The organism is Streptomyces sp. Z26 (genome assembly GCF_003665095.1).
GTDB lineage: Bacteria > Actinomycetota > Actinomycetes > Streptomycetales > Streptomycetaceae > Streptomyces > Streptomyces phytohabitans.
This window is the reverse complement of record NZ_RCHV01000002.1, coordinates 640,307-659,064: the sequence shown is the minus strand read 5'-3', so window position 1 is coordinate 659,064 and position 18,758 is coordinate 640,307. Positions and strand designations below refer to the sequence as shown.

The 18,758-nt window shown below is 74.5% G+C and carries 19 protein-coding genes; 7 read left to right on the top strand and 12 right to left on the bottom strand.

Translation table 11 applies throughout. The features are described from left to right. Positions 1 to 209: 209 nt before the first annotated feature. From D7M15_RS02850 to D7M15_RS02840, 3 genes are read right to left on the bottom strand one after another with little or no spacing between them, the layout of a single operon-like run. Positions 210 to 872: a DNA polymerase ligase N-terminal domain-containing protein gene (locus D7M15_RS02850; protein WP_121516032.1), complete on the bottom strand. Its 663-nt coding sequence runs from the start codon at positions 870 to 872 to the stop codon at positions 210 to 212. 16 nt (positions 873 to 888) lie between these two features. Then, the gene (locus tag D7M15_RS02845; RefSeq protein WP_121516031.1) at positions 889 to 1,248 is read right to left on the bottom strand and encodes a DUF6479 family protein; all 360 of its coding nucleotides are present in this window, start codon (positions 1,246 to 1,248) and stop codon (positions 889 to 891) included. Further along, on the bottom strand, positions 1,245 to 1,748 hold the full coding sequence (locus D7M15_RS02840) for an ATP-binding protein (RefSeq protein ID WP_240649103.1): 504 nt from the start codon (positions 1,746 to 1,748) through the stop codon (positions 1,245 to 1,247). The genes D7M15_RS02845 and D7M15_RS02840 overlap by 4 nt, the downstream gene beginning before the upstream one ends. A 214-nt stretch (positions 1,749 to 1,962) precedes the next feature. Here D7M15_RS02840 and D7M15_RS02835 point away from each other — a divergent pair, with 214 nt between their 5' ends. From D7M15_RS02835 to D7M15_RS02825, 3 genes are all read left to right on the top strand, one after another. Further along, positions 1,963 to 2,904, top strand: a complete 942-nt coding sequence (locus D7M15_RS02835) for a helix-turn-helix transcriptional regulator (RefSeq protein WP_121520129.1) — start codon at positions 1,963 to 1,965, stop codon at positions 2,902 to 2,904. Beyond that, entirely contained in the window at positions 2,901 to 3,089 is a 189-nt protein-coding gene (locus D7M15_RS02830) for a DUF397 domain-containing protein (RefSeq protein WP_121516030.1), read from the top strand. Before D7M15_RS02835 ends, D7M15_RS02830 begins: the two co-directional genes overlap by 4 nt. A gap of 63 nt (positions 3,090 to 3,152) precedes the next feature. Next, the gene (locus tag D7M15_RS02825) at positions 3,153 to 3,341 is read left to right on the top strand and encodes a DUF397 domain-containing protein (protein ID WP_121516029.1); all 189 of its coding nucleotides are present in this window, start codon (positions 3,153 to 3,155) and stop codon (positions 3,339 to 3,341) included. Between the two features lie 23 nt (positions 3,342 to 3,364). Here D7M15_RS02825 and nrfD read toward each other — a convergent pair whose 3' ends face one another. The 4 genes from nrfD to D7M15_RS02805 form a co-directional block, all read right to left on the bottom strand. Next, entirely contained in the window at positions 3,365 to 4,297 is a 933-nt protein-coding gene (gene nrfD / locus D7M15_RS02820) for an NrfD/PsrC family molybdoenzyme membrane anchor subunit (protein ID WP_121520128.1), read from the bottom strand. Between the two features lie 95 nt (positions 4,298 to 4,392). Beyond that, on the bottom strand, positions 4,393 to 5,352 hold the full coding sequence (locus D7M15_RS02815) for a 4Fe-4S dicluster domain-containing protein (protein WP_121516028.1): 960 nt from the start codon (positions 5,350 to 5,352) through the stop codon (positions 4,393 to 4,395). Next, positions 5,349 to 8,750, bottom strand: a complete 3,402-nt coding sequence (gene fdh / locus D7M15_RS02810; RefSeq protein ID WP_121520127.1) for a formate dehydrogenase — start codon at positions 8,748 to 8,750, stop codon at positions 5,349 to 5,351. Before fdh ends, D7M15_RS02815 begins: the two co-directional genes overlap by 4 nt. 300 nt (positions 8,751 to 9,050) lie before the next feature. Next, positions 9,051 to 10,265, bottom strand: a complete 1,215-nt coding sequence (locus tag D7M15_RS02805; protein ID WP_121516027.1) for a sialidase family protein — start codon at positions 10,263 to 10,265, stop codon at positions 9,051 to 9,053. A 636-nt stretch (positions 10,266 to 10,901) separates the two neighbouring features. Between D7M15_RS02805 and D7M15_RS02800 the strand changes: the two genes are divergently transcribed. Then, on the top strand, positions 10,902 to 12,281 hold the full coding sequence (locus D7M15_RS02800) for an amidohydrolase (protein ID WP_121520126.1): 1,380 nt from the start codon (positions 10,902 to 10,904) through the stop codon (positions 12,279 to 12,281). Positions 12,282 to 12,334: 53 nt separating this feature from the next. Here D7M15_RS02800 and D7M15_RS02795 read toward each other — a convergent pair whose 3' ends face one another. The 4 genes from D7M15_RS02795 to D7M15_RS29480 form a co-directional block, all read right to left on the bottom strand. Beyond that, positions 12,335 to 12,988: a dihydrofolate reductase family protein gene (locus D7M15_RS02795; protein WP_121516026.1), complete on the bottom strand. Its 654-nt coding sequence runs from the start codon at positions 12,986 to 12,988 to the stop codon at positions 12,335 to 12,337. A gap of 178 nt (positions 12,989 to 13,166) precedes the next feature. Then, positions 13,167 to 13,580 carry a rhodanese-like domain-containing protein gene (locus D7M15_RS02790; protein WP_121520125.1) on the bottom strand — a complete coding sequence of 138 codons (414 nt, stop codon included), beginning with the start codon at positions 13,578 to 13,580 and terminating at the stop codon, positions 13,167 to 13,169. Beyond that, positions 13,571 to 14,146 carry a cysteine dioxygenase gene (locus D7M15_RS02785; protein ID WP_121516025.1) on the bottom strand — a complete coding sequence of 192 codons (576 nt, stop codon included), beginning with the start codon at positions 14,144 to 14,146 and terminating at the stop codon, positions 13,571 to 13,573. Before D7M15_RS02785 ends, D7M15_RS02790 begins: the two co-directional genes overlap by 10 nt. An 87-nt stretch (positions 14,147 to 14,233) precedes the next feature. Next, positions 14,234 to 14,320 carry a putative leader peptide gene (locus tag D7M15_RS29480; protein ID WP_346428828.1) on the bottom strand — a complete coding sequence of 29 codons (87 nt, stop codon included), beginning with the start codon at positions 14,318 to 14,320 and terminating at the stop codon, positions 14,234 to 14,236. A gap of 363 nt (positions 14,321 to 14,683) precedes the next feature. On the opposite strand from D7M15_RS29480, the gene D7M15_RS02780 reads away from it, so the two are divergent. Beyond that, on the top strand, positions 14,684 to 15,478 hold the full coding sequence (locus tag D7M15_RS02780) for a hypothetical protein (protein WP_121516024.1): 795 nt from the start codon (positions 14,684 to 14,686) through the stop codon (positions 15,476 to 15,478). Between the two features lie 7 nt (positions 15,479 to 15,485). Continuing rightward, positions 15,486 to 16,199, top strand: a complete 714-nt coding sequence (locus D7M15_RS02775) for a class F sortase (protein ID WP_121520124.1) — start codon at positions 15,486 to 15,488, stop codon at positions 16,197 to 16,199. A 26-nt stretch (positions 16,200 to 16,225) separates the two neighbouring features. Here D7M15_RS02775 and D7M15_RS02770 read toward each other — a convergent pair whose 3' ends face one another. Next, the gene (locus D7M15_RS02770; protein ID WP_121516023.1) at positions 16,226 to 17,482 is read right to left on the bottom strand and encodes a cytochrome P450; all 1,257 of its coding nucleotides are present in this window, start codon (positions 17,480 to 17,482) and stop codon (positions 16,226 to 16,228) included. 268 nt (positions 17,483 to 17,750) lie between these two features. Between D7M15_RS02770 and D7M15_RS02765 the strand changes: the two genes are divergently transcribed. Further along, positions 17,751 to 18,695: a phosphotransferase gene (locus D7M15_RS02765; protein WP_121516022.1), complete on the top strand. Its 945-nt coding sequence runs from the start codon at positions 17,751 to 17,753 to the stop codon at positions 18,693 to 18,695. Positions 18,696 to 18,758: the final 63 nt, after the last annotated feature.

Genomic DNA, 18,758 nt, shown 5'->3' with positions numbered 1-18,758 from the left:
GGAACCTCTCCAGGCTTTCCGCGCGCCCCCCGCCCGTCGTCCTCGCCGCCGACCGCCGTCCCTACTCACTCACGAGTACGTCCCCCGCCGCCCCTCGTCCTCCCAGGTGAGAGCGGTCACGCGGAACGGGCGCGGGCCACCGTCCGACGTTCAGGCCGTTCCGACGGTGCTTCCGGGGGCCGACGGGCCCCACCCGTCCCCCGCCGCCGTCACCCGGCCTCCGCCGCGACCTGGCGCAGCGTGCGGCCCGTACGGGTCGACCTGGCGCGTACGGGGTCCGGCGAGCCGCCGCGCCGCGCCGTACGGCCCCGCCCGCCGCGTTCCTTCACGAGCAGCCACGCCGCCCGGTCCCCGTCCCCGCCACCCGTCCCGCCACGGAAGCGGGTCAGGGCCCACACGCCGTGCAGCTTCGCGCCGTCGAGGCGGAACGACACGTGCCCCGCGCGCAGCGCCTCGGCGAACGGGAGGGGGTTCCTGCGGCGCTCGGCGGTCAGCGGCGTGTACGTGCCCTCGTCCCAGACGAGCACCGTGCCCGCGCCGTACTCGCCCTCCGCGATGACCCCCTCGAACTCGCGGTACTCCAGCGGGTGGTCCTCCGTCGGCACCGCCAGCCGCTTGTCGCGCGGGTCGGTCGACGGGCCCCTCGGCACCGCCCACGACACCAGCACCCCGTCGACCTCCAGCCGGAAGTCGAAGTGCGTCCTGCGGGCGTCGTGGAGCTGTACGACGAAGCACGGGAGCGAGGCCGCGTCGGGACGCGCGTCCGGGCCGTGGCCGTACGCGGCACCGGCGTCGTGGTCGCCGCGCGGCTCGGCCGTACGGTCGAAGCGCCGCCTGGCCCCGTACGCGCGGAGCCGTCCGTCGCCGCCCACGTCGTACCCCCTCCCGTCAGCGCAGCCCGCCGCTGCCGAAGCTGCCGCTGCCGCCCTCGCGCCAGGGCGGCGGGGGCGACTGGTCGTCGCTGCCCGTGACGCCCTGGTCCCGGACCTCGTGCGGCAGCCGCCGCCTGCCGTCGCGCGGCATCTCGTCCGGGCGCAGCCGGGACTCCTCGCTGACGACGGGCTCCGCGGGCGCGGGAGTGGGGGAGGGGGACGACGGGCGCATGTCGCCGCTCTGCCGCAGGCGCATGCCCTGCCGTACGGCGAGGATCAACCCCACGACGATGACGATGCCGATCACCAGGGGGGCGATGCCGACCAGGTAGTCGCGGTTGACGGCGAGGGGGACGAGTGTCGCTGACGCGTTCATGCGCGCCGGGTTCCACGTTCCGCCGTGGTTACGCACGTCCCGTTCGGGGCGGGGCGGTGGCCAGGTCGGAAGTCGCACCGCGCCCACACCGTCTTCCCCGGCGGCGCCGCGTCGCGCCCCCGTACGCCCCAGTCGGCGGCGAGCGCCGCGACCAGCAGCAGCCCCCGCCCCGACTCGGCGTCCGGGCCGGGAGCGCGCGGTACGGCGCTGGGCGGTACGGCCTCGGCGCGCGTGTCCGCCACCTCGACCAGCACGCTGTACGGGGCGTCCTCGCCGCGCGGACCGTCCGCCGGGGCGCGGTGGGTCAGGGTCAGCGCGAAGTCCCGCCCCGGTACGTGCCCGTGGAGGACGGCGTTGTTGGCGAGTTCCGCGACGACGGACGCCACGGTGTCGGACGGCGCGCTCCCCGGCGGGAGATCCCACCCGGCGAGCGCGTCCGACGCGCGCAGTCGCGCCAGACGGGCGCCTTGGCGCGTGGCGGGAAACGTCTGGGTGAACACACGCTCCGTAATGGTCGGCGGATGGATCGGGCAGTGTGCCGGGGAGGGCGGGTGAAGAGGCATGCGTCGCACGTTGGCGTACGCGACCGGCACTCCTCCAGATCCCGCGCCCCTACGCTGTGCGAGCGTAGGGGCGCGGAGGGTGGACAGTCGGAGCGCGCATGGTCACCCTGGGTGAGTTGCTGTGCGCGAACTCGCCCGGAGGTGGCCCGAATTGACCGCTGAACACGTCGCCGGACACGTCGACGCGGAGCCGGACGACGCCGGAGGCGGCGACGTCACGGCCGAGGACCACAGGGCTGGTGACCACGCGGCTGACGACGACACGGGGACGGGCGACGCGCGCGGCGAACCCGAACGCTCCGACAGTCTCAAGACTTTCGGCGCGGTCGTCCAGGCGTTCCGCCGCCGCGCGGGTCTCACTCAGGAGGAGTGGGGACCCAGGTCGGGCTACGCCGTCAGCACCTGCGCGGCGATCGAACAGGGCCGCCGGTTCCCACCGCGCCAGTTCGTCGAACGGGCGGAGGCCGAGTTCGACGCGTTCGGCACACTGCGCGAGGCGGCGAAACACCTCTCGCGGCAACCGGGACTCGCGTCGTGGTTCCGCCAGTGGGCGAAGCTGGAGACGCGGGCGCGCAGCCTGTACACGTACGAATGCCGGGTCGTACCGGGCCTGTTGCAGACGGAGGCGTACGCGCGGGCGGTGATGCGTGCCGTGCCCCCGATGCCGACCGACGAACAGCTCGACCAGCGAGTCGCCGCGCGCATGGACCGACAGGAGCTGCTCCACCGGAAGGAACCGGTGAACCTGAGCTTCATCATCGAGCAGGCGGTGCTGGAACGGCGTACGGGCGGCGACGAGGTCACGGCAGGACTGCTGGACCAACTGATCGAGTGCGCGGGGCTCTACAACGTGGAGCTTCAGATCATGTCTCTCGTGCAGCCCGAACACGCTGGTACCGACGGCCCGTTGCGGCTCGTGGAGACCCCGGAGCACCAGTGGTTCGGGTACTCCGAAGGGCAGGAAAGCGGCCAGCTCATCTCGGATGAAAAAGCCCTCAGTTGGCTGCACATGCGGTATGCAAAACTTCGCTCGCAGGCTCTCACCCCGGTGGATTCCCTGAGCCTGCTGAAGCGGATGCGAGGAGCACTATGAGTAACGACGCACAGCTCAGCTGGTTCAAGAGCAGCTACAGCGGTTCTCAAGGCGACGACTGTGTGGAGTGGGCGCGGAGCACGGCTGTTGTGTACGTGCGCGACTCCAAGGATGTGACCGTTCCGTGCGTTGAGGTGTCGCCGGGTGCGTGGTCCGCGTTCATTGCGCGCGCGGTGCGCGTCTGACATGCGCGGGTACGGGGGAAGCTCCCAACACCGAGAGTGTGTCGGCCCGTTGGGAGGAGTGCCATGAGTATGAACGCCGAGTTGGTCTGGTCCAAGAGCAGCTACAGCGGGTCCGAAGGCGACAGCTGTGTGGAGTGGGCGCGGGACGCGGTCGCCGTGTACGTGCGGGACTCCAAGGACGTGGCCCTGCCGCGCGTCGAGGTGTCGACCCGTGCGTGGGCCGCGTTCGTCGCGCACGCCGTACGGGGCTGAGCCAGGCCCCCGTCCGGGCCGCGTCAGGCTTCCGCCCCCGCCCCCGCCCCCGCCCCCGCCCCCGCCTCCGCGCGTAGCCGCTCCCGTTGCGGGCCCACCGTGTACGCCGGGTCCTCCGCCGAGGCGATGCCCGCCGCGAACACCCCGAAGCGGGTGCACGCCGACCCCGCCAGCAGCGCCACGCCGCTGGCGGCTGCCGCCGCGCGGCTGCGCCCCGACAGCGTGGCCGCGCCCGCCGCGCCCGCGAGGGTGAGCGCCCGCGCCGTACGCAGGAGGCCGCCCGCGCGGCCCGTGCGCAGCGTCTCCGCCACCGGTCCGAGCCGCCGCTCGGCCGCCTTCGCGGCGGCGAGGTCGGCGGCGGCGGCCAGGGCGGCGGCGTACCGGGCGGGCCCGTTCTCGCGTACGGGCCCGGCGGCCAGTGCCATGCCGGACGCGGCGGCGGTCGCGGACGCCGCGAAGAGGTACGGGAGTTCGCGGTGCGCGCCGTGCCAGGCCGGTACGGCGGTGTCGGCCGCCAGGACCGCCGTGTACGTGGCGACGACCGGGCCGAGCGCGCACGCCGCCGCTGTCGCCGCCGCGCCCGTACGCGGCAGGCGCCCCGTCGCGCCGCACAGCGCGGCGGCACCGGCGGCGGGCCCGTACGCGGCCAGCAGCCACGACCCGACGCTCATCGGGGACGTCGGCTTCAGCACCCGCAGCATGTGCGGGAAGCGGGACGGGCGGCCGAGGTCGTTGATCAGCGCGGCGGTGGCGAGCGACACCGCGCCCAGCGAGGACAGCTTCATCGCGCGCGCCGTGACCGGGCGGCCGGTGGCGTGCGCCCCGGCGGCGAGTACGGAGCCCGCGCCCGCGAGGCCGCCGAGGAAGAAGTATCCGGCGATGTCGCGGGCGGACCACGAGGGTGCCTTGATGACCGGCTTGCCGTAGTAGCTCTGGAACTCGGCGCGCGGCACCATCAGTTCCTCGCCGCGCCGCCGCCCGCCGCGCCGGTGGCGACCACCGGACCCGGACCCGGACCCGTGCCCGTTCCGCCCGTACGCCTCCGGCCCGTTCATCGCGATCCCCTCCGCCCCGGCAGCGCGAACGACAGCGCCAGGCCGCCCGCCAGGGCGAGGGCCGCCGCGCCCGCGTGCTTCCACATCGCGGGCAGGTCCCGCGTCGTGACGACGGGGTCCGGCGGCAGCCCGTACACCTCCGGCTCGTCCAGCAGCAGGAAGAACGCGCCGTCGCCGCCCACGCCGTCCTCCGGGTCGTGGCCGTACAGCCGGGCCTCGCCCACGCCCGCCTCGTGCAGCTGGTCGACGCGGAGCGCGGCGCGTTCGCGGAGTTCGTCCAGCGGGCCGAACTGGATGGACTCCGTCGGGCACGCCTTCGCGCACGCCGGTTCCTGGCCCGCGCCGAGGCGGTCGTAACACAGGGTGCACTTGAACGCGCGGCCGTCGGACGGGCGTTGCTCGATGACGCCGTACGGGCAGGCCGGTACGCAGTAGCCGCAGCCGTTGCAGATGTCCTCCTGCACGACGACCGTGCCGAACTCCGTGCGGAACAGCGAGCCCGTGGGGCACACGTCCAGGCAGGCGGCGTGCGTGCAGTGCTTGCACACGTCGGACGACATGAGCCAGCGCATGCCCCCGCCCTCACCGCCCGGGTCCGCACCGCTCCCGCCGCCGTCGCCCGCGAGGGGGAGTTCCGTACGGCCGTCCGGCGCGGGTACGGGGGCCGGGCGCGTCTGCTCGACGAACGCGACGTGCCGCCACGTGGAGGCGCCCAACTCCTGCGTGTTGTCGTACGACATGCCGCTGAGCTTCAGCCCGTCCTCGGGGAGGGCGTTCCACTCCTTGCACGCCACCTCGCACGCCTTGCAGCCGATGCAGACGGACGTGTCGGTGAAGAAGCCGACGCGGGGCGGGGGTTCGGGGTGCCCGGCGTCGCCTGCGGGGTCGGGTTCGGGGCCGCTGAGCAGGCGGCTGAGGGGCCGGTCGTCGTCGTACGGTGCGTGTGCGTGCGTCATGCCCGTCCCTCCGTCGTCGTCCCCGCTGCCTCGCCCGTCGTTCCTGTCCCTGCTCCCGTCTCCGCCCGTGTCCCCGTGCCCGTCGTCTCGGTGATGCCCGCCCTGCGGCGGTAGTCGGCCACCATGCGCCGCAGGTCGGGGCCGCGCGGGCGGCGGCCGGGGCGGATGTCGGCGGTCAGCGCCTTGTCCTCCTGGATGTGGGCGTTGGGGTCGAGGGCCATGGCGACCAGCTCGTTGGCGGCGTCGCCGGTGACGACCCCGTTCGGGCCCCAGTGGAACGGCAGCCCGATCTGGTGCACCGTGCGTCCGTGGACGGTCAGCGGCACGATGCGTTCGGTGACGACGACGCGTGCCTCCACCGCGTTCCGCGCGGTCACGACGGTGGCCCAGTCCGCGTGCCGCAGGCCGCGTTCGGCGGCGAGGGCGGGGGAGACCTCGCAGAAGAACTCCGGTTGCAGTTCCCCGAGATACGGCGACCAGCGGCTCATGCCGCCCGCCGTGAAGTGCTCGGTGAGGCGGTGGGTGGTGACCACGTACGGGTAGACGCCCGCGCCCGGTTCGTCGCCGCTGGGGTGGTAGCGGTTGCCCTCGCGCGGCAGCAACTGCCGTACGGGGGAACGCGGTCGGTCCGGGTAGAGCGCGTTGGGGAACGGCGAGTCCTGCGGCTCGTAGTGCGTCGGCAGCGGCCCGTCCACCAGACCCGCCGGGGTGTAGAGCCAGCCCTTGCCGTCCGCCTGCATGATGAACGGGTCGTCGCCGCGCAGCGCGTCGGGCCCGGTCGCGTCGTCGGGCGGTACGTACCGCGGGTGCCGGTCCGGGACGAAGTCCGGCACGTCGTGGCCGGTCCAACGGCCCGCGCCCGTACCGCCGTTCGCCTCCGCCGGCTCGTCGGGCCGCCACCACACGTACGCCTTCCGGGCGCTCCACGGCGTGCCGTCCGGCGCGGCCGACGCGCGGTTGTAGAGGATGCGGCGGTTCGCGGGCCACGCCCACGCCCATTCCGCCGCGACCCAGTCCTGTTCGGTGTGCGGCTTGCGGCGCGCGGCCTGGTTGACGCCGTCCGCGTAGACGCCGCAGTAGATCCAGCAGCCGCAGCGCGTCGAGCCGTCGTCGCGCAGCTGCGTGTACGAGGAGAGGGGCGTGCCGTCCGGGCCGTGCCCGTTGATCTCCGCGAGGACGGCGGACGCCACCGGCTCCCGTAGCGGGCCCTCCTCCGGGTAGTCCCAGGTCAGGTCCTGTACGGCGCGGTCCATCGGGTCCTCGGACGCCGCCAGCCGCTCCTTGATCCGCCGCCCCAGGTGGTACGTGAACCACAGGTCGCTGCGCGCGTCCCCGTCCGGCTCGACGGCGGCGTGGTGCCACTGGAGCCAGCGGTTGGTGTTGGTGAAGGAGCCGGACTTCTCGGTGTGCGCGGCGGCGGGGAAGAAGAACACCTCCGTGCCGACGTCCTCCGTACGCAGCTCGCCGGACTCGATCTCCGGCCCGTCCCGCCACCACGTCGCGGACTCGATGAGCGAGAAGTCCCGTACCACCAGCCACTTCAGCGCCGCCATGCCCAACCGTTGGAGCCGGGTGTTGGCGGAGCCCACGGCCGGGTTCTCGCCCATCAGGAAGTAGCCCTGGCAGTCGCCGTCGAGCTGCGCCATGACGGTCTCGTACGTGCTGTGGGAGCCGGTGAGGCGCGGGAGGTGGTCGAAGCAGAAGTCGTTCGCGGGGGTGGCGGCGTCGCCGTAGTAGGACTTGAGGAGGCTGACGAAGTAGGCGCGCATCTCGCCCCAGTAGCCCTTGTCCGTACGGCTGCCCGCGACGAAGCGGTCCAGGTTCTCGTGCGCGTGGGCGTGCGGCATCGGCAGGTAGCCCGGCAGCAGGTTGAACAGCGTGGGGATGTCGCTGGAGCCCTGGATGGAGGCGTGCCCGCGCAGCGCCTGGATGCCGCCGCCGGGGCGGCCGATGTTGCCGAGGAGGAGTTGCAGGACGCAGGCGGCCCGGATGTACTGCGCGCCGACGGAGTGCTGCGTCCAGCCCACCGCGTACGCGAACGAACTGGTGCGCTCCCGGCCGGAGTTGGACGTCAGCGCGTCGCACACCCGGCGGAACGCGTCCTGCGGCACGCCGCAGATCCGCTCCACCGCCTCGGGGGTGTAGCGGGCGTAGTGCCGCTTGAGGATCTGGTACACGCAGCGCGGGTGCCGCAGCGTCTCGTCCCGCGGCGGCGCCGCCTTCTCCTGCGGGCCGCCCGCCCCGTGCGCCTCGGAGCCGCCGGAGGCGCGCAGGCGGCGGCGCGTCCCGGTGTCGGCCCCGTCCCCGTCGCCGTCGCCCCCACCGCCCTCCGCCTCCTCGACGCGCCGCTCGTACCGCGCGTCCCGCTCGCCCGCCGACGCCTGCACGTCCGTGCCCGCGTACTGCCAGCTCACCGGGTCGTAGTGGTGCCCCTCCTCGTCCAGCCCGGAGAACACCCCGGCCAGGTCCTCGGTGTCCCGGAAGTCCTCGCCGACGAGGGTCGCGGCGTTGGTGTACGCGAGCACGTACTCCCGGAAGTCCTTCCCCTCCGCCAGCACGTGGCGGATGATCCCGCCGAGGAACGCGATGTCCGTGCCCGCCCGGATCGGCACGTGCAGATCCGCCAGCGCACTCGTACGGGTGAAACGCGGGTCGACGTGGATGACGTACGCGCCGCGCGCCTTCGCCTCCATCACCCACTGGAAGCCGACGGGGTGCGCCTCCGCGTAGTTGGAGCCCTGGATGACGATGCAGTCCGAGTGCTGCTGGTCCTGCATGAACGTCGTCGCGCCGCCCCGCCCGAACGACGTGCCCAGCCCGGCGACCGTGGAGCTGTGGCACACCCGCGCCTGGTTCTCCACCTGCACCACGCCGAGGCCGGTGAGCAGCTTCTTGATGAGGTAGTTCTCCTCGTTGTCCAGCGTCGCCCCGCCCAGGCTGGCGATGCCCAGCGTCCGCGCCGTGCGCAGCCCGTCGCTCTCCCACTCCCAGGTGCGGCGGCGCGTCTCGACGACCCGGTCGGCGACCATGTCCATGGCCGTCTCCAGGTCCAGCGGCTCCCAGTCCGTGCCGTACGGGCGCCGGTACAGCACCTGGTGGCGGCGGGCCGAGCCGGTGGTCAGCTGGAGCGTCGCCGAGCCCTTCGGGCACAGCCGCCCCCGGCTGACGGGGGAGTCGGGGTCGCCCTCGATCTGCACGACCTCGTCGTCCTTCACGTACACCCGCTGGCCGCAGCCCACCGCGCAGTACGGGCAGACCGACGGCACCACCCGGTCCGCCGTCTCCGTACGGGGCCGCAACCGGGCCGTGGCCGGGGAGGTCACCGCCGCGCCCCGGCCGAGCGGGTCGCGGCCCGTGAGCTGCCGGTACACCGGCCAGGACCGCAGCACCCCGCGGATGCCGTCGCGCGGGGCCTCCCGTTCCCGCCGCGGCCCTCGTTCCCGCCGTGCCTCCGGGGCCCGTCGCGTCGCTCGTGCCCGTCGTTCGCCACCGTGCAGGCCCACGGCCGTGCCTCCCGCCTTCCGGGGGCGCGCGGGGTTCCGCCCGCGCGCGCGTCGCCCGGTCCGGGGTCCCCTCGCGGCGGCGTTCCATGCGTGACCCGTGCCAGACGTCCGGCACCGGACGTCCGTACGCCGGACCGCCCGCCCCCGGCGAGGGGAGCGGGCGGCGTCGCGAACGGACGGGTGGAACCGTACGGGTCAGGACGGGCCGGTGGCGTAGTACGGCTTGCAGACCCCGCCGTCCCAGTCCGTCGCGATCTCCAGCAGCTGCCCGCCGTCCGCCGAAGGCAGCAGCGCGGAACTGTAGTTGGGGCAGTAGTCGATCTCCTGCGTGCCCACGGCCACGGGAGCGGCGATCTCCCGCCACGGGCCCGCGCCGCCCTCGCTGTTCGTCAGCACCGTACGGCCGGTGCCCGCCGCGCGGCTCCCGTCGGCGTTGAACAGGGCCTGCCCGACGAGCAGCAGCTTCCCGCGCGGGTTGCCCGCCTCGGGGGCCCAGGCGATGGTCGGCGCGTGCCGGAAGTACTTGCCGTCCGCGCTCTCCGGCCGGATGCCGAGGTACGCCGGGTCGCCCCAGTCCCATCCGTCGGCCGAGGTGCGGTGGTGGACGACGCACTGGTACTGGCCGCCGGGCGTGCAGATCTCGAAGATCATGAAGTACGTGCCGTCGGGCAGCCGCCGTACGACGGGCATCCCCGGCCGGTCCGACGCGAGGGTGCTGGCGAGGGTGTCGTGGTGACCGGTCCAGGTGACGCCGTCGGTGGTGCGGGCGGCGACGAGCTTCTGGCTGTGCGCCGGGTCGGTCTCGTCGGACCAGTGCGCGACGAGCGCGCCCGACGCGTCGACGGAGAACTCCGGCTCCCAGAGCCCCCGGTCGTTGGCCGCGGTGGCGATCGTGGAGAGGTACGACCAGGTGCGGCCCACGTCGTCGCTGCGGAACACCCGCAGCGCCATCCTGCGGTCCGGCTCGTCCTGGCCGACCGAGGCGGACCAGAGCAGCGTTCCGGCGCGCAAGTCACCGACCTGGCTGGGGAGTTCGTAGAGCGTGCCGCAGCACAGGCCCTGGCCGCCCGCGGCCTCGGGGTCGGCCACCGCGCCGACCTCGGTGAACGTGGCGCCGCCGTCGGTGCTCTCGTGGATCGGCGCGATGCCGTCACCGCCGCGGAAGGCGACGACGGAGGCGAGGACGCGGCCGTTGGCGTCGCCGTTGTGGGCGAGGCGTACGGCGCGCGGGTAGAGGCCGGTGTCGTTCCGCAGCGGGGTGCCGGTGGCGGCGGTGTCGGCGCCGGTGGCCGGTGGTCCCGCCTCGGCGGAGGGCGTTCCGACGCTCACCAGCGCGGCCAACAGGGCCACGAGCAGGAGCACCAGGGGACCGCGACGGGGTCTGGGAAGGAAGTTCGGGCGCATCGGCATGCTCTCTCCTGTGTGGGGTGGAGGAACGAGGAGTGCACGACCCGGGTGGTACGTGAAGGACTGTAGGAGCGCGTTGCAACGTTGTAAATACTCGGGTCGCACATGTGCCGACACTTCGACCCCTGCATGCCTTTCCTACGCCCTGGTCCGACTCCGTTTCCGGGCGTGATACGGGCCCGCCACCGGCGAGTTCGGGCGACTCGCGCCCAACGGGCCCCGCGCGGCGCGGATCTGGGGCAGGCTGGCCCTCGGGCGTGCGCGCGCCGGGCGGTGGGTACCGGTGTGCGCGGGGGACCGCCCGACCGGCGTACCCGAACGGGCCCGCGCGGACCGCTCCGGCGACCGGGCGGGCACACCGTCCGAGGGGCGTCGGCCGCACGGCCCGGACGGCCCGGCCCGCGACACGTACGGGACCACCCACCGCACGGCACCACGTACCGCACGACGTACGGCACGCGCACGCCCCCGCGCGTGGCGCACCCGCGTACGGACCACCGCGCGGGGGCCACGTACCGAGCCCGGCCGTACGCGCGCACCGAGCACGTACCGACGCACGCCGACCCACGTACCGACCACGACCCGAACCCACGGGTCCCGGTCCGCGACCGGCCCGTGAACCGACCCACGGAGGACGCCATGCCCGAGACCACCGCCGGTGACGCCCGTACGGACGAGCCGCCCGCGGACCTCGTCGTGACGGGGTGCACCGCGCTGGTGCACGACGCGGCGGGCGGCATCGGCTTCGCGGAGGACGCCGCCGTCGTCGTACGCGACGGCCTGATCGCGGACGTCACCACCGCCGCCGCGGCGGCCGACCTGCCCGCCGCCGAACGGATCGACGGGGACGGGCAGTTGGCGATGCCCGGCCTCGTCAACTGCCACACGCACGCGGCGATGACCGTCTTCCGCGGACTCGCCGAGGACCTGCCGATCGAGGAGTGGTTCAACGACCGGATCTGGCCCGTCGAGAGCAACCTCACCGACCGCGACGTCACCCTCGGTACCCTGCTCGCCTGCGCCGAGATGATCAGCGCCGGAGTCACCACCTTCGCCGACCACTACTTCGCGATGGACCACGTGGCCGAGGCGACCGTACGCAGTGGGCTGCGCGCCCACCTCGGCTGGGCGTACTTCTCCTCACAGGGGCCCGAAGGCCGCGACCGCTCCCTGGACTTCGCCCTCCGCTGGCGCGGCGGCGCCCACGGCCGGATCACCACCGCGCTCGCCCCGCACGCCCCGTACACCGTCGACGACGCCGACCTCGCCGCCACCGCCGAACTCGCCCACGAGCACGGCTTACCGGTGCACCTCCACGCCGCCGAGAACCGCGCGCAGACCGTCAACAGCCTGGTGCGGCACGGCCGTACACCCGTCGGCGTACTGGAACGCGCCGGACTGCTCGGCACCGACGTGCTCCTCGCCCACGGCACCGGCATCACCGAGGAGGACCTGCCGGTGCTCGCGCGGGCCGAGGGGCGCGTCGCGGTGGCGACGGCCCCGCGCGGCTACCTGAAGTTCGGCTGGGACACCACGCCCCTGCGGCAGCTCGCGGACATCGGCGTCCCGGTCGGGCTGGCCACGGACGGGGCCGCGTCGAACAACTCGCTCGACGTGTGGGAGAGCATGGCCCTCACCGCGCTGACCCAGAAGTCCGCGACGGGCGACCCCCGTTGGCTGACCGCGCGCCAGGCCCTCGACCACGCCACGACGCAGAGCGCGCGCGCCGTCGGCCTCGGCGACAGCGTCGGCGCGCTCGCGCCCGGCCGCCGGGCCGACCTCGTACTGGTCGACCTGACCGGCCCGCACGTCCAGCCGGTGCACGACCCGGCGGCGGCCCTGGTGCACAGCGCGCGCTCCGCCGACGTACGGACGACGATCGTGGACGGCCGCGTCCTCATGCGGGACCGGCGGCTGCTCACCCTCGACGTGCCCGCGATCACCGCCGAACTCGGCGCGCGGCTACCGGAGTTGATCGACCAGGGGCACGGCCGCCGCATCCAGGACTACGGCGGCTGACCGGACGGCCGCGGCGCGTCGCGATCCGCCGTGGCGCGCCACGGGCCCGTCCGTCACACCTCCGCGTCCCTGCGGGCGAACGTCACGTGCGCGACCCCGCTCGGCGTGGCGACGGACTCGACGTCGTAGTCGTGCTCCAGCCCCTCCAGGCCGTCCCAGAGCCGTACGCCCCGGCCGAGCACGATCGGCACCACCACGACGTGCAGGTGGTCGACGAGCCCGGCCCGCACGAAGTCGCGGACCACGGTCGGCCCGCCCCCGATCCGTACGTCCAGGCCGCCCGCCGCCCCGCGCGCGGTGGCGAGCGCCTCGGCGGGGGTGGCGTCGAGGAAGTGGTACGTGGTGCCGCCCTCCATCGCGAGCGGTGGCCGGGTGTGGTGCGTGAGCACGAACACCGGTGTGTGGAAAGGGGGGTTGGGGCCCCACGGCCCCCGCCACTCCGGGTCGTCCTGCCAGCCGGGATGGCCGAACTTCCCGGCGCCCATGATCTCCGCGCCCACCCCGGGCGTGAACAGCCGGAGGAACGCGTCGTCGGCGCCGCCCGTACCGCCGGGCAGGCCCTGCGCCGTACGGCCCCAGCGGGTGGTGAACATCCACTCGTGCAGCCGCTCCCCGGCGTGGCCGAACGGCGCCTCGCGGGTCTGCCCCTCGCCGGTGGCGAAGCCGTCGAGGGACACGGCGAAGTGCTGGACGCGGGTGACGGACATGGCGGGAGTCCCTTCCTGGGGCGCGCCCACGCCGGTGCCGGCGGTCCGGCGCGGAGGACGCGACGGGGGCAACGTAGCGCCTGGGAGCCGCCACGTCCCGCGCCACCTCGTCCCGTTTCCCGGGGACGACCCGTGCGCCCACCCGTACGGAACCGCCGTGCGCGTGCGGCCTCCGCCGTCAGGCCGCCGGAGGTGTCACGGGCAGGCCCGCCGCCCGCCACGCCTGGAAGCCGCCGTCGAGATCCGTCGCCCGGTGCAGGCCGAGCCGCCGCAGCGACTCGGCGGCCAGCGACGACGCGTAGCCCTCGTTGCACACGACCACGACCTCCACGTCGTGGCCGACCGCCTCGGGGAGCCGGTGGCTGCCGAACGGGTCGAGCCGCCACTCCAGTTCGTTCCGCTCGACGACCAGCGCGCCCGGGATCAGCCCGTCACGGTCCCGCAGCTCCGCGTAGCGGATGTCCACGAGCAGCGCGCCGCGCCCGGCCGCCGCCGCGGCCCCCTCCGGGGTCACGCGGTCCAGCCCGGCGCGTACGGTCTCCAGCAGCGCGTCGATCCCGACCGGCGCCGGGCGTTCCCCGCTCAGCCCCAGTCCTCGGGGAGTTCGACCTGCTCCACGCGGAGCACCGCGCCCGTACGGCTGTAGCGGCGCATCAGGGGCAGCGGCGGGTAGTACGCGTGGACGGAGACGGCGTGCTCGGAGTCCGAGGGGTTCAGCACCTCGTGCACGTGGTGCGGGCCGAAGGCGCGGCCCGCGCCGTCGGTCAACTCCCGGGCGCGGTCGACGCCGTCGGCGAGTTCGAGGGTCTTCCACCCCTCGGTCGGCAGCCGCACCGCGAGCGACGCCTCCCGCAGGGTGCCCGCGGCGGCCGCGAACGCGCCACGCGAACCCCCGTGGTCGTGCCAACCCGTCCCGGTGCCGGGCGGCCAGCTGATCAGCCACGCCTCCGAACCGGCCGGGCCCTCCAGCCGCAGCCACGTGCGGCCCTCCGGGTCGAGCGGCAGCGAGGCGACCAGCTCCGCGTCGGCGGCCGCGGCCCGCGCGAAGGCCAGCAGTTCCTTCTCGGTGGGCGGGGCGGGCACCGGGGCGTCGGCGGGGGAGGCGGGGGCGGGCACCGCCGTGGCGGCGGAGGCAGGCGTACGGACAGGTGAGGTCATGAGAACCATCCCGGGAAGTCGATCACGGACACGCGAGGAGCGCCGACCGCGCGGTACGCGGCGTGAGGGGCGCGGAAGTCAGGCGGATCAGCGGGACGGGCGACACACGCAGCCCGGATAGCGGACGAGGTCCATATGGACCCGTCGCCACAGGCGCACAGCGGTGTCGGTCATGGAGCGGAGTAGACCACGCGCGTCGAACAAGGTCAACTCGCTGTCCGGAGACTGGACATGAGACTTTCCGCACGTCGGCGGGCATACGGTCGCGAACCCCCCGCCGCCCGTACGCGCGCCCCGCACCCCGTTCCGCGCACCCGTCCCGTACGCACCCGCACCCCGTCCCGTTGCGCCCCCGCGCGCGGGGCTCGAAAACCCGTACCAATCTGGGGTGGCCCCCGTACCGAATCCCTGGTGCGGGTCGCGTTCGGGGCCGCCGCTACCGGCACGTCGGGCGGCTCGACGCCTCCGGCCCGCGCCCGGACCGCCTTGCCGGGCCGCCCGTCAGGGAGAGGCCCGGTCACGAGGAGATGACGTCTGATGCCCCTATGCCTCAACCGCCTGGCCGCCTTCGCCGCCCTGCCCGCAGTGCTCACGCTCGCCGCCGCGGCGCCGGCGTCCGCCGCGGGCGGCGCCCACCAGATCGACCTCCAGCAGCTCAACGACTCGAAGTCGTCCGGCACCGCGCTGCTCGACATCAAGGGCAACGAGCTGACCGTCAAGATAGAGTCCGAGGGCCTGGTCCCGGGGGCGCCGCACGCGCAGCACCTGCACGGTTCGACCGACGGCCACGACTTCCACTGCCCGTCGGCGGACGCCGACAAGAACGGCGACGGCGTCGTCTCCACCGCCGAGGGCCTGCCCTCGTACGGCGACATCAACATTTCGCTCACCACCAAGGGCGACACGTCCAAGGACAGCGGCCTCGCCGTCGACCGCATGCCGACGGCCGACAAGGACGGCAAGCTCTCGTACTCGCGGACCATCGAGGTCTCGCAGAAGGTCGTCGACCACATCAAGGACCTGCACCTGGTGCAGCACGGCATCGACACCAACGGCAACGGCAAGTACGACTTCAACAAGGGCAAGAGCGAGCTGGACCCGAAGCTCCCGCAGGAGGCCACCGCCCCCGCCAACTGCGGCATGATCAAGGGCGCCGCGGTCGGCTCCATGCCGGTCGGCGGCGTCGAGACCGGCGGCGGCGCCACCCCGCAGGAGGAGGGCATGGGCTCGCCGTACCTGGCCGCCGCGGGCGGCGCCGGTCTGCTCGCCGCGGGCGGTGTCGCGCTGCTGGCCCGCCGTACGGAGCGGGCCCGCGTCGACGGCGGCCGCTGAGGCAGTGATGGCCGACCCCACGGCGCGGCGGCGGGCCCTGCTCGCCGCCGCGCTCGTCCTCGCGCTGCTGGGCGCGGGCGCGCTGGCGTTCGCGCTGGGCCGGTCCGGCGAGCAGGACGCCGCCGCGCCCCCGGACCCCCCGGCCGCGTCCGCGCCGTCCGACGGCGGCGCCGCCGAGAGCGGCGCCCCCGCCCCCGACGCCCCGGCCCCCGACGCCCCGCCGGAAGGCACCGGCGCCGCCCCGCCCCGCGAGGCCGCCGACCCGCTGCCCGCCTCCCGCCCGGAGCGGTTGCGGGTCCCCGCCCTGGACGTCGACTCGCCGCTCGAAGGGCTGGGTCAGGACGCCCAGCACGTCATGGAGACGCCCCGCGACCCGGCGAAGGCCGGTTGGTACACCCCCGGCACGACCCCGGGCGCCCGTGGCCCCGCCGTCGTCGCGGGGCACGTCACCTGGAACGGGAAGCCGTCCGTCTTCTACGAGTTGGGGAAGCTGGCGAAGGACGCGGAGATCGAGGTGGAGCGCGCGGACGGCCGTACGGCGGTGTTCCGCGTCGACCGTACGGAGCGCTACCCGAAGAAGCGCTTCCCGACCGTCGAGGTCTACCGCAACCTCGACCACGCCGGGCTCCGCCTGATCACCTGCGGCGGCACGTTCGACGCGGCGAAGCACTACTACGCCGACAACGTCGTCGTCTTCGCGACCCTCACCGACGTCCGCTGAACCGACGTCCGCTGAGACCCCGCCGTTCAGCCGCGTCCGCCGCCCAGCCGTACGGGCACCGACTGGTGCCCGTTGGAGATGAAGCTGGGCAGCGGGCGCAGCTCCTCCGGTGGTACGGCCAGGGCGAGGTCCGGGAAGCGGGTGAAGAGGGCGGGGAGCGCGATCCGGCCCTCGAGACGGGCGAGTTCGGCGCCCAGGCAGTAGTGGACGCCGTGCCCGAAGGCGACGTGCTTACGGGACGTGCCACGGGTGACGTCGAACGTGTCGGCGTCCGCGCCGTGCACGCCGCCGTCGCGGCCCGCGGACGCGAAGTTGATCGCGAGCGCGTCGCCGCGCGCGAAGGTCAGCCCGGTCTCCTCGTCGTGCACGTCCTCGACGGGGAACCGCATGAGGATCGTGGCGATCGGCGCCTGGTGGCGCAGGCTCTCCTCCACCACCTGGTCCCAGCCGACGCGGCCGGAGACGGCGGCAGCGAGCTGGTCGGGGTGGGACAGCAGGTTGACGGCCGCCGTGTCGAGGAGGTTCACGGTCGTCTCGTGCCCGGCGCCGATCAGCAGGAGCAGGCTGTCGACCAACTCCCGCTCGGTGAGCGTCCCTTCGTCGTGCGCCCGCACCAGGGTGGACGTCACGTCGTCCGCCGGGGTCAGCCGCTTGCGCCGTACCAGCTCCTGCGCCAGTCCGAAGGCCCGTTCGCCCGCCTGCCGCACCTCGTCCTCGCCGAGGTTCGTGGCGAAGGTGGTGTCGAAGGTGTCGCGGAAGTCGTCGTGCATGTCCTCGGGGACGCCGAGGAGCGCGTTGACGACGAGCAGCGGCAGCCGCCAGGCGAGCAGCGCGCGCAGGTCCACGGTGTCCGCGTCCCCGGAGCCGCCCGCCGCTGCCGCCGCTTCCATGTCGTCCAGCAGCGCGTGGGTGAGCGTCTCGATCCGCGGGGCGAGGGCGCGTACCCGCCGGGCGGTGAACGCCCTGGTGAGCGGCGTACGCAGCCGGGCGTGCTCCGCGCCGTAGGCACTGAGGGCGTTGCGGGCGTCGACCCAGATGCGCAGCGGCCAGCCCTCCGGTATCCGGCCCTCGACGTACGCGGGCCAGTGCCGGTACGCGTCCTTGGAGATGTCCGGCCGCGCCAGCAGCCGCCGGATGAGCCCGAGGTCGGTGACGGACCAGGCGGGGATGTCGCCGGGCAGCAGCACGCGGGTCGCGTGGCCGCGTGCGCGCAGCGTCGCGGCCTCGCGCTGGATGTGGGCGCCGGAGGGGTCGAGGCGGTACGGGCACTCGGTCCTGGTCATCGGTCACTCTCCGTTCAGGGCGGTCCGGCGGTCGGCCCGTACGGGCCGGGGAGCCGGACGCGTCGGCCGGGCGGATCGGTCGCGGGGGCGCGTACGCACGCCGCGACCTGCGGAGAACGTGCCCCGTCACGGGCCCGAACCCTCCTCACGGGGTCGCATTCCTTCCCGGCCCGTCCCCCGTACCCTCGCCGGTGCCTCCCCGCCGTCGCCGTACGCGCCCCGGCGGGCCGCCGTCACGTCCCCGCCCCCGGGCTGGGACGATCAGGCGGTGACCGACTACCTGACATCGCAGCAGCTCGCCCGGCGCACCGCCACCGCGGTAGACGCGGCCGTCGCCGCCGGACGCGGGCTGGGGCTCGACGTGGCCGACGCCCGGGTGCTGCACGACATGTTCTCCGTCGTCGTCCACCTGGCGCCCTCGCCGGTGGTCGTACGGGTGCCCACCGTCCTGCCCCACACCACCGACCCCGACGTCCTGGCCCGCCGCCAGCGGACGGAACTCGACGTCACGCGGTGGCTCGCGGACCAGGGCACGCCGGTGATCGCGCCGAGCCCCCTCGTCCCGCCGGAGCCCGTACGGCGGGATGGCTTCTCGATGACCTTCTGGGAGTACGTGGCGGAGGACGCCGACCGCGAACCCGACTACGCGGCCAACTGCGAGCTGACCGCCGGGCTGCACGCCGCCCTGCGCGCGTACCCGGGCCCGCTGTCGTATCTGTCCGCCGCCGAACCGGAGTTCGTGACCGGAGCCCTCGCGCTGCTGGCCGACGACCCCGGTCCCCTCACCCCCGCCGACCTGGCGCGGGCCCGCGACGAGTGGCGCGTGCTGGAGCCGCTCGTACGGTCGCGGGCGGCGTTCGAGGAGCGGTTCCCGGGGGTGGAGCTCCAGCCGGTGCACGGCGACTGCCCGCCCGCGAACATCTTCCACGGCGCCGACGGCGACCGTTACGCGGACTTCGAGCTGATCACGCTCGGCCCCGTCGAGTGGGACGTGGCGTCCCTCGGGCCGGACCTCGCCGCCGCCTACGACCGGGGCGCGGAACGGCACGGCGTACGGCCGCTCGACCGCGACGTGCTGCGTTTCGTGGACGCCGTCGGGATGCTGCGGGTCCTCGCGTGCCTCACGCTCGTACCCCGACTGCCGGTGCTGGCGGACCACTTGGGGCCCGCCGTGGAGCAGTGGCGGGACACCACGCCGTTCGCGACGGCGTGACGGCGTAACCGGGTGAGGCGGTGGTCGGGCGCGGGCCCGGCCACCGTCCCGCGCGTCCCCGCG

What these genes read in the sequence shown, in the direction of transcription:
- D7M15_RS02825 (WP_121516029.1), top strand. Translation starts at nt 3,153, where the DNA reads ATGAGTATGAACGCCGAGTTGGTCTGGTCCAAGAGCAGCTACAGCGGG.
- D7M15_RS02815 (WP_121516028.1), bottom strand. Translation starts at nt 5,352, where the DNA reads ATGACGCACGCACACGCACCGTACGACGACGACCGGCCCCTCAGCCGC.
- D7M15_RS02795 (WP_121516026.1), bottom strand. Translation starts at nt 12,988, where the DNA reads ATGTCCGTCACCCGCGTCCAGCACTTCGCCGTGTCCCTCGACGGCTTC.
- D7M15_RS29480 (WP_346428828.1), bottom strand. Translation starts at nt 14,320, where the DNA reads ATGACCGACACCGCTGTGCGCCTGTGGCGACGGGTCCATATGGACCTC.
- D7M15_RS02805 (WP_121516027.1), bottom strand. Translation starts at nt 10,265, where the DNA reads ATGCCGATGCGCCCGAACTTCCTTCCCAGACCCCGTCGCGGTCCCCTG.
- D7M15_RS02780 (WP_121516024.1), top strand. Translation starts at nt 14,684, where the DNA reads ATGCCCCTATGCCTCAACCGCCTGGCCGCCTTCGCCGCCCTGCCCGCA.
- D7M15_RS02800 (WP_121520126.1), top strand. Translation starts at nt 10,902, where the DNA reads ATGCCCGAGACCACCGCCGGTGACGCCCGTACGGACGAGCCGCCCGCG.
- D7M15_RS02830 (WP_121516030.1), top strand. Translation starts at nt 2,901, where the DNA reads ATGAGTAACGACGCACAGCTCAGCTGGTTCAAGAGCAGCTACAGCGGT.
- D7M15_RS02775 (WP_121520124.1), top strand. Translation starts at nt 15,486, where the DNA reads ATGGCCGACCCCACGGCGCGGCGGCGGGCCCTGCTCGCCGCCGCGCTC.
- D7M15_RS02785 (WP_121516025.1), bottom strand. Translation starts at nt 14,146, where the DNA reads ATGACCTCACCTGTCCGTACGCCTGCCTCCGCCGCCACGGCGGTGCCC.
- D7M15_RS02770 (WP_121516023.1), bottom strand. Translation starts at nt 17,482, where the DNA reads ATGACCAGGACCGAGTGCCCGTACCGCCTCGACCCCTCCGGCGCCCAC.
- nrfD (WP_121520128.1), bottom strand. Translation starts at nt 4,297, where the DNA reads ATGGTGCCGCGCGCCGAGTTCCAGAGCTACTACGGCAAGCCGGTCATC.
- D7M15_RS02845 (WP_121516031.1), bottom strand. Translation starts at nt 1,248, where the DNA reads ATGAACGCGTCAGCGACACTCGTCCCCCTCGCCGTCAACCGCGACTAC.